Here is a 7,557-nt window from a genome sequence, read left to right as displayed (position 1 = left end):
GTCGGCACCCGGCGATCCGATGCGGCGGCCGCTGCGGGCGGCCGGCGCTTCGGTGCGGGCGATGCTCCGGGGAGGCTGCGGCCATGGCGCTGCTGACCCCGATCCGGACCAGGCCGCGGATGGACCGGCGGTCGACGGTGTGGCAGGTGGACTGGGTCCTCGTGCTCGGCGTGGTCGCGCTGTCGGCGATCGGCGCGATGCTGATCTGGTCCGCGACCCACAACCGCAGCTCGCTCACCGACGGCAACCAGTACGCGTTCCTGTTCCGGCACGCGCTCAACTTCGCCATCGGCTCGGTGCTGGCGATCGGCGCCGCGATCACCGACCACCGGCGCGTCCGCATCCTCGCCCCGGTCCTGTACGCCGCCTCGATCGCCGGGCTGATCCTGGTCCTCGTCCCCGGGGTCGGTGCCGTCATCAACGGTTCGCGGTCCTGGATCCAGCTGCCCTGGATGTCGATCCAGCCCAGCGAGTTCGCCAAGCTGGCGGTGATCGTCGGGATGGCGCTGCTGATCGCCGAGAAGGGCGAGACCGACCACCGCGAGACCGCCCGGACGGTCGACGTCGCGCAGGCGATCGCGGTCGCCGCCGTGCCCGTGGTGCTGGTGATGCTGCAGCCCGACCTGGGCACGGTGATGGTGCTCGGGTCGATCGTGTTCGGCATCATCGCGGTCTCCGGCGTCCCGAAGCGCTGGATGCTGGGGCTCGTCACCGCCGGCGTGGTGGTGGCCGCGCTGGCGATCAAGCTGCAGGTGCTCAAGGAGTACCAGCTGGCCCGGTTCGTCGCGTTCACGGATCCGTCCCAGGACCCGCAGGGCATCGGCTACAACGTGAACCAGGCCCGGATCGCGATCGGCAACGGGGGCGTCTTCGGCCAGGGACTGTTCCACGGTGGGCAGACGCAGAACGCGTTCGTGCCCGAGCAGCACACGGACTTCGTCTTCACCGTGGCGGGCGAGGAGCTCGGCCTGATCGGCGCCGGCGCGATCATCGCGCTGTTCGCGCTGGTGCTGCTGCGCGGCCTGCGGATCGCGGTCAACGCGCGGGACGCGTTCGGCCGGCTGGTCGCGACCGGGATCGTCTGCTGGTTCGCGTTCCAGGCCTTCGAGAACATCGGCATGACCCTGGGCATCATGCCGGTCACCGGCCTGCCGCTGCCGTTCGTCTCCTACGGCGGCTCGTCGATGTTCGCCGGCCTGCTCGCCATCGGACTGCTGCAGAACATCCACCTCCGCTCGCACCGCTTCTGACCCTCCACCAGTGGACCGGACGTGTCAGGTACGCTGCTGCCTGCTCGGCCACCGGTGGGCCCGCCCGGCCCTCGAAGGTTCTGGAGTTCCATGAGTCCCATCAGGTTCGCGTTCCCGCTCGCCCTCGTCACCGCCGTCAGCCTGTCGCTCACCGCCTGTGGAGGCGGCGACCAGGATGACGCGTCGGGTCAGAACACGCCGGCCGCCAGTACGCCGGCGCCGTCCGCCACCGCGGAGAGTCCGGATGCGAGCAAGACACCGGCGGCCTCGGTCAGACGGACCTCGGCCGAGCTCGCCAAGGCGCTGCTCGAGCTGGCCGACCTGCCCGACGGGTACCAGGTGGAGAAGGACGATCCGGCCGGCGCCGACAAGCCCTTCTCGTCCGCCAGCAGCAAGTGCAAGACACTGGTCAGGTTCCTGAACGCCACCGAGGCACCGGGAGCGAAGGCGACCACGCACCGCTCGTTCTCGGCCGGCCAGGAGGGCACCTTCGTCGACTTCGGGATCGATGCGATGGGCAACGAGGACGAGGTCGCCTACCTGCAGCACGCCTACCGCAAGGCGGTCACCTCCTGCCCGAAGGTGACGATGAAGATCGGCGCGGGCAGGTACTCGATGAAGGTCGAGGAGATCTCCGCGCCGCAGTTCGGCACCGATCCGTACGCTTTCCGGCTGACCGTGACGTCGGGTTCGCGCCGCGGCCTGGAGTTCACCGCCGCGACCACCGGGGTCCAGGACGTCCTCGTCTCGGTGACCCTGCTCGCCGGCCAGGAGGGCGAGCTCGAGGGGGCGACCGAGGCCGCGGTCGCGAAGGCCCAGCAGGTGCTCAAGAAAGGAGCGTGACCCGCGTCACGTCCGCGGTTGTCACGCCAGCCGCGCTGCGGGCCGTCGTGGGGGTATGGAACAGCGATTCGACCTCAGCAAGGTGACTCCGGCCGGATTCCGGGCCGTGTTCGGACTGGAGAAGTACGTTCAGGGCGCACTGGACCACACAGTGCTGCACCTGATCAAAGTGCGCGCCTCGATGGTGAACGGGTGCGCGTTCTGCATGGACATGCACACCACGGACGCACTCAAGGAGGGCGAGAGCTCGCAGCGCCTGTTCGGGCTGGCGGCCTGGCGGGAGTCGTCCTTCTACGACGACCGGGAGCGGGCGGCGCTGGCTCTGACGGACGTGGTCACGCACATCGGCCCGCACGGCGTACCCGACGAGGTCTGGGACGACGTGGTCGAGCAGTTCGGTGAGGAGGGGGCGGCGAACGTGCTCCTCGCAATTGGGACCATCAACCTGTGGAACCGTCTGACCATCACGAGCCGGAAGCAGCCGGTGCCGGCCGCTTGACCAGCACCTTGCCCGAGTTCCAGTCGGCGCGCGGCATGCTCGCGAGCCTCGCGTACCGGCTGCTCGGAAGTTGGCATGACGCCGAGGACGTGCTGCAGGAGACGTACGTCAGGTGGTCCGGTGTCGACCGGGCGAAGGTGCTCGATCCGCGTCGCTACCTGACCAGGGTGGTGACGCGGCTGGCGATCGACGTACTGCGAACCCGGCAGGCCCGCCGTGAGAGCTATCTGGGCGAGTGGCTGCCCGAGCCGGCGCCGTCGGATCCGTTCGCCTCGGTCGACACCTCGGACCTGTCCATCGCCGTACTGCACCTGATGGAGCGACTCACGCCGCCGCAGCGCGCGGTCTACGTATTGCGGACGGCGTTCCTCCTCCCGTACGACGAGATCGCTGACATCATCGGCCGCTCCCCGGAGGACTGCCGGCAGTTGCACAAGCGGGCGAGTACGGCGCTCGACCGCGGCGGGCCGAGGTTCGAGCCATCACCCGACGAGCAGCAGCGGCTGCTGCTGGACTTCGTGGCGGCCGCCCGCGACGGCGACCTCGCCCGGCTCGAGTCGATGCTCAAGGAGTCCGTGACCGAGTGGAGCGACGGCGCCGGCAAGCGCCGGATCGCCCGCAAGCCGGTGGTCGGGCGCGCGCAGGTCGCCGCGTTCTTCAGCCGGATCTACGACGGCAAGGACCTCACCGTCGTACCGCTCGACCTGGTGACCGGGCCGGCGCTGGACGTACAGGTGCCGGAGTTCCGGCACGTCCTCCACCTGGAGTTCGACGGTGACCGGATCGCCGCGATCCGGATCCAGGCGAACCCGGACAAACTCGCGGGCCTCAGCTAGCGATCAGTGGCATGACCGTGGTCCGGCGGTGGTGCTCGAAGACGACCGAGCTGCGGATGTCCGCGATCTCCTGTCGTTTGGCCAGCGCGAGGACCAGGTCGCGCAACGCCTGAGTGTCCTTGACCGCGACGTGGGCGAGGAAGTCGGACGCACCCGACACCATGAACATCGCCAGCGTCTCCGGCAGGTGGTTGACGTAGTCCTGGAAGGCGGTCGCCACCGCCATCGCCTGCGGGCGGAGCTTGATCGAGATGATCGCCTGGGTGGACCGGTCGATCGCCCGCAGGTCCACTTCCGCGTGGAACCCGCTGATCACGCCACGGTCGCGCAGGCCGCGAACCCGCTCCAAGCAGGTGGACGGCGCGATGCCGAGTTCGGCGGCCATGTCCCGGTTGGTCCGGCGCGCGTCGTTCTGGAGCATCCGCAGCAGTGCCGTATCAAGTTCGTCCATAGCAGGAAGTTTCGCAGATCCGCCGAACGATGTTCGGAGCCGCGGGCCGGATCCCGTGCGGCAGGCTACCTTCGTTGCCGTGCTGACGAACAAGATGGTCGTGGTGATCGCGACCGAGGCGCCGGTGGGCGTCGCCCTGAACACGGCTGCTCTGCTCGGTGTCGGCCTCGGCCACCACCACGACGACGTGGTCGGCCCCGACACCGCGGACGCGTCCGGCAACCCGCACGTCGGTATGTGCGCGCACCCGATCCCAGTACTGCGAGCCCCGGCCGAGCAATTGCACGACCTCCGCGCCCAGGCCGCCGCACGCGACGGCGTCACCGCCCACGACATGACCCAGATCGCCCAGCACGCCCGGACCTACGAACAGATGTCCGCAATTCTCAATGGCACCAAGGCCGAGGACGTCGAGTATCTGGGTCTCGCGCTCTACGGTCCACGCGCCGCCGTCGACTCACTGACTGGCGCGTTGGCCCTCTACCGCTGACGGCGTCCGTAGTGTGGCCCTATGCGACTCAACTACGTGGAGACCGGTCCCGCCGACGCGCCCGTGGTTCTGCTCGGGTCCTCGCTCGGGACGACGCACGCGATGTGGACGCCGCAGACCGCGGCGCTGGCCGAGCGATTCCGGGTGGTCGCGTTCGACCACCGTGGCCACGGTGAGTCCGAGGTGCCCGCCGGCCCGTACACGATCGACGACCTCGGCGGCGACGTTCTCGAACTCCTCGACACCCTCGGCGTCGACCAGGCGTCGTACGTCGGGATCTCGCTCGGCGGCGCGGTCGGCCTCTGGCTGGCGGAGAACACCCCCGACCGCTTCCAGCGGTTCGCGCTGCTCTGCCCGCCGTGCAACCCGGCCGAGAACGCTCAGATGTGGACCGAACGGGCCGCCACGGTCCGCGCCGAAGGCACGCAGGCCATCACCGAGGTGACCCTCGGCCGCTGGTTCCTTCCTGGCTTCGAGGACGTCGACCCGGTCCGCGAGCTGCTCCTCGACACCCCCGACGAGGGCTACGCCGCCTGCTGTGAAGCCCTCGGTACCACGGATCTCAGCGGCAAGCTCGGCGACATCACCGCGCCCGTTCTTCTGGTCACCACCGAACAGGACACCTCCGTCCCACCCGAGACCGTCATCCCGCTGGCCTCGGCCATCCCGGGCGCCCGCCTCGAGATCATCGAGAACGCCGCCCACCTGGTCACCTACTCCCACCCCGAGGTGATCAACCCGCTGCTCCTCGCTCACCTCACCTGACACTGTCCGTAGTCGCCACTTCCCACTAACCTGCGAAGAGGAGCGTGAGGGGGAGGCATGGCCGTGCAGCAGTCCGCCGCGGTGGACAACGAGCCGGTCGACGTCGTGCTCGGTGACCTGCTCTCCGGAGGTGACGACGTCATCGTCATCCCGTGCAGCACGACCGGCAGCGTCGCGCCGGACTTCAGTACGCGGCTCACGGCGTACCACCTCGCCATGCCGACGCGGCTACGGCCGGGGCAGGTGGTGCGGGCCTGGGAGGCCGACCCGACGGTGAAGCGGGCGGCGCCGTTCACCATCCTGCTGGCCGCTGTCGTCGTCGACGGGTCCGAATCGTCCGCGGACTGGGTGCGATCGGCCGCGGCGGAGGCCGCCCGGATCGCGGCCGAGCAGGAAGGGAGCCTGGGCTTCCCGCTGCTCGGCACGGGTGCGGGGGCGCTGCCGCCGGAGGAGTCCTTCACTGCCATCCAGGCCGGTGTCGCCGGCGCCACTATCTCCGAGGGGGTGAGCTACCAACCGCCCTCGGTGCCGGCGAAGGTGTATGTGCTCGACCCCGAATTGCATGCGAGCTTGCTGAATCGCCGGTTCCTCCGCTGGGAAGGGCCGGAGGAGCCGCCACGGACGGTCGAGACCGTGCCGACGCACACGGACGGGCCGGCGATGGTCGACGAGCTGGGGCGACAGGGGTTCGCGAAGGTGCTGGCGCGACGGATCCGGGACGCGCGCAAGGAGGAGACCCGCAACAGCAGGAAGGCGCCCGACCCGCGCGCACGCCGAGGCGGGGCGTTCATCCTTCACCTGCATGCGCCGTGGGGTGCCGGGAAGACCTCCGTCCTCAACTTCCTGGCCGCCGAACTGCGCCAGGACGATCCGGATGCGGGCGCGTCGCGGTCGGTGGTGGTCGACTTCAACGCCTGGCGGCACCAGCGGATCGAGCCGCCGTGGTGGTGGCTGATGCGGGCGCTGTACGCCGGCGCCGTTCGCGACCTGGACACGTTCGACCGGCGCCGGGCACTGACCGTCCGGATCCGAGAGTGGATCTGGCGGTCGAAGGGCGGCTGGCCCGGGTACGTCGCCCTGCTGCTGGTCGCCGGTCTCGTCGTCCTCGCCTGGCGGGCCGGATGGTTCGGGACCGCGGCGAGCCGGGACCTGTTCTCGCTGGACACGTTCAGGGGATTCGTCGTCACCGCCGCGGCCGTCATCACGCCGGCGCTCACGGTCTGGGGACTGCTGCACGCAATGGGCCGCTGGGTGTTCAGTACGTCGGCCAAGGGGGCCCGGCGCTTCGTCGCGAACACCAGCGACCCGATGCGGATGGTCCAGGACCACCTCGCCGACCTGACCAGGTGGATCCATCACGACGTCGTGGTGATGATCGACGATCTCGACCGGTGCAAGAGCCCCTACGTCGTGGAACTCTTGGAAGGCATCCAGACGCTCTTCCGCGACATCCCGGTGACGTACGTCGTCGCGGCCGACCGGGACTGGCTGGCCGACAGCTACGCGAGCGAGTACGCGAACTTCGTCAGCGTGGCCGGGGAGCCGGGCCGGCCCGTCGGTTACCTGTTCCTGGAGAAGACCTTCCAGATCTCGACCGGTTTGCCGCAGACGCGCGACCGGATCGACGAGTTCTGGGGCCGCATTCTCCGCTCGCCGTCGGTACCGGGGGAGGAGGAGCTCGCCCAGGCGCGGAGGTCGGCCGTCCGCGAGTTCCGCGAGCAGGCGGACGAGGTACGGCGGAAGGTGGCCGCCGGGGAAGGCAGCACCGCCGAGAATCAGGCCCGGCGTGAGGTGGTCGCGGTCGAGATGGTCAGCGAGCGCGCCCAGCGGGCGGCCGGCCACCGGCTGGAGCCGTTCCGCGCGCTGCTCGGTGACGATCCCAACCCGCGGATGATGAAACGGCTGGTGAACGCCTACGGCATCGCCCGCGGCATCGAGACCCTGCAGGGCGTGAACCTGGAAGAGGACGACCGGCAGGAGCAGGAGACCGCGCTCTGGACCATCCTGATCCTGCGGTGGCCCAAGCTCGGCGCCTATCTGGCCAAGTGTCCCGGCCGGCTCAGCGACATCGGGGCCACAGATCCCGGCCCGGGAATCCCGGCCGACCTGCTTGTGCTGTTCTCCGATCCCGACGTCATCGACGTCGTGCGAGGCAAGGACGTCGATGCGGCGCTGACCGTCGAAAGCCTGCAGCGCGCGGCCCTTCGCTGAACACCCCACTCCTTGAGTCTTCAAGCAATTCGTCAACGGGAGCGTGGATCCGTGGGAACTTTCCTGTCCGGCGGCGAAGGGTTGTGCGGGGCGCGGTGATGGGTGGAAGGTGAACGCAGAGCAGTGACTTGGGGGCAGGCTGTTCGGCGGGGGAAGGCGGGTAGGACCGTCTTCGATCGAGGGGTGGGCTGGGGGAGCCGTGTCGATCCGGG

Annotated in this window: 8 protein-coding genes; 7 read left to right on the top strand and 1 reads right to left on the bottom strand. The window is 69.6% G+C overall.

Going from position 1 to position 7,557, the window contains the following annotated elements; translation table 11 throughout:
- Positions 1–83: 83 nt before the first annotated feature.
- From rodA to E1218_RS33885, 4 genes are all read left to right on the top strand, one after another.
- Complete coding sequence (gene rodA, locus E1218_RS33900; protein WP_132327133.1) at positions 84–1,250, top strand: rod shape-determining protein RodA; 1,167 nt, start codon at positions 84–86, stop codon at positions 1,248–1,250.
- Between the two features lie 90 nt (positions 1,251–1,340).
- Positions 1,341–2,093 (top strand): hypothetical protein, encoded by a 753-nt coding sequence (locus E1218_RS33895; RefSeq protein WP_132327132.1) that lies wholly within the window; start codon positions 1,341–1,343, stop codon positions 2,091–2,093.
- A gap of 55 nt (positions 2,094–2,148) precedes the next feature.
- Entirely contained in the window at positions 2,149–2,592 is a 444-nt protein-coding gene (locus E1218_RS33890; protein WP_132327131.1) for a carboxymuconolactone decarboxylase family protein, read from the top strand.
- Positions 2,589–3,428 carry a sigma-70 family RNA polymerase sigma factor gene (locus E1218_RS33885; RefSeq protein WP_202866344.1) on the top strand — a complete coding sequence of 280 codons (840 nt, stop codon included), beginning with the start codon at positions 2,589–2,591 and terminating at the stop codon, positions 3,426–3,428. The genes E1218_RS33890 and E1218_RS33885 overlap by 4 nt, the downstream gene beginning before the upstream one ends.
- Here E1218_RS33885 and E1218_RS33880 read toward each other — a convergent pair.
- A complete protein-coding gene (locus E1218_RS33880) occupies positions 3,421–3,879 on the bottom strand; it encodes an Lrp/AsnC family transcriptional regulator (RefSeq protein ID WP_132327130.1) in 459 nt (152 codons plus the stop codon). The two genes, E1218_RS33885 and E1218_RS33880, sit on opposite strands and share 8 nt — an antisense overlap.
- A 79-nt stretch (positions 3,880–3,958) precedes the next feature.
- Between E1218_RS33880 and E1218_RS33875 the strand changes: the two genes are divergently transcribed.
- From E1218_RS33875 to E1218_RS33865, 3 genes are read left to right on the top strand one after another with little or no spacing between them, the layout of a single operon-like run.
- Entirely contained in the window at positions 3,959–4,369 is a 411-nt protein-coding gene (locus E1218_RS33875; RefSeq protein WP_165949540.1) for a DUF2000 domain-containing protein, read from the top strand.
- 21 nt (positions 4,370–4,390) lie between these two features.
- Positions 4,391–5,134, top strand: coding sequence for a 3-oxoadipate enol-lactonase (gene pcaD, locus E1218_RS33870; RefSeq protein ID WP_132327128.1), 744 nt, complete (start codon positions 4,391–4,393; stop codon positions 5,132–5,134).
- A 57-nt stretch (positions 5,135–5,191) separates the two neighbouring features.
- The gene (locus E1218_RS33865; RefSeq protein WP_132327127.1) at positions 5,192–7,345 is read left to right on the top strand and encodes a KAP family P-loop NTPase fold protein; all 2,154 of its coding nucleotides are present in this window, start codon (positions 5,192–5,194) and stop codon (positions 7,343–7,345) included.
- The last annotated feature ends 212 nt before the right edge of the window (positions 7,346–7,557 follow it).

Source organism: Kribbella turkmenica (assembly GCF_004348725.1).
In the GTDB taxonomy this organism is placed as follows: Bacteria; Actinomycetota; Actinomycetes; order Propionibacteriales; family Kribbellaceae; genus Kribbella; species Kribbella turkmenica.
The sequence above is the reverse complement of the archived record's forward strand: the minus strand, read 5'-3'. Positions and strand labels throughout refer to the sequence as shown.

What these genes read in the sequence shown, in the direction of transcription:
- rodA (WP_132327133.1), top strand. Translation starts at nt 84, where the DNA reads ATGGCGCTGCTGACCCCGATCCGGACCAGGCCGCGGATGGACCGGCGG.
- E1218_RS33895 (WP_132327132.1), top strand. Translation starts at nt 1,341, where the DNA reads ATGAGTCCCATCAGGTTCGCGTTCCCGCTCGCCCTCGTCACCGCCGTC.
- E1218_RS33890 (WP_132327131.1), top strand. Translation starts at nt 2,149, where the DNA reads ATGGAACAGCGATTCGACCTCAGCAAGGTGACTCCGGCCGGATTCCGG.
- E1218_RS33880 (WP_132327130.1), bottom strand. Translation starts at nt 3,879, where the DNA reads ATGGACGAACTTGATACGGCACTGCTGCGGATGCTCCAGAACGACGCG.
- pcaD (WP_132327128.1), top strand. Translation starts at nt 4,391, where the DNA reads ATGCGACTCAACTACGTGGAGACCGGTCCCGCCGACGCGCCCGTGGTT.
- E1218_RS33865 (WP_132327127.1), top strand. Translation starts at nt 5,192, where the DNA reads ATGGCCGTGCAGCAGTCCGCCGCGGTGGACAACGAGCCGGTCGACGTC.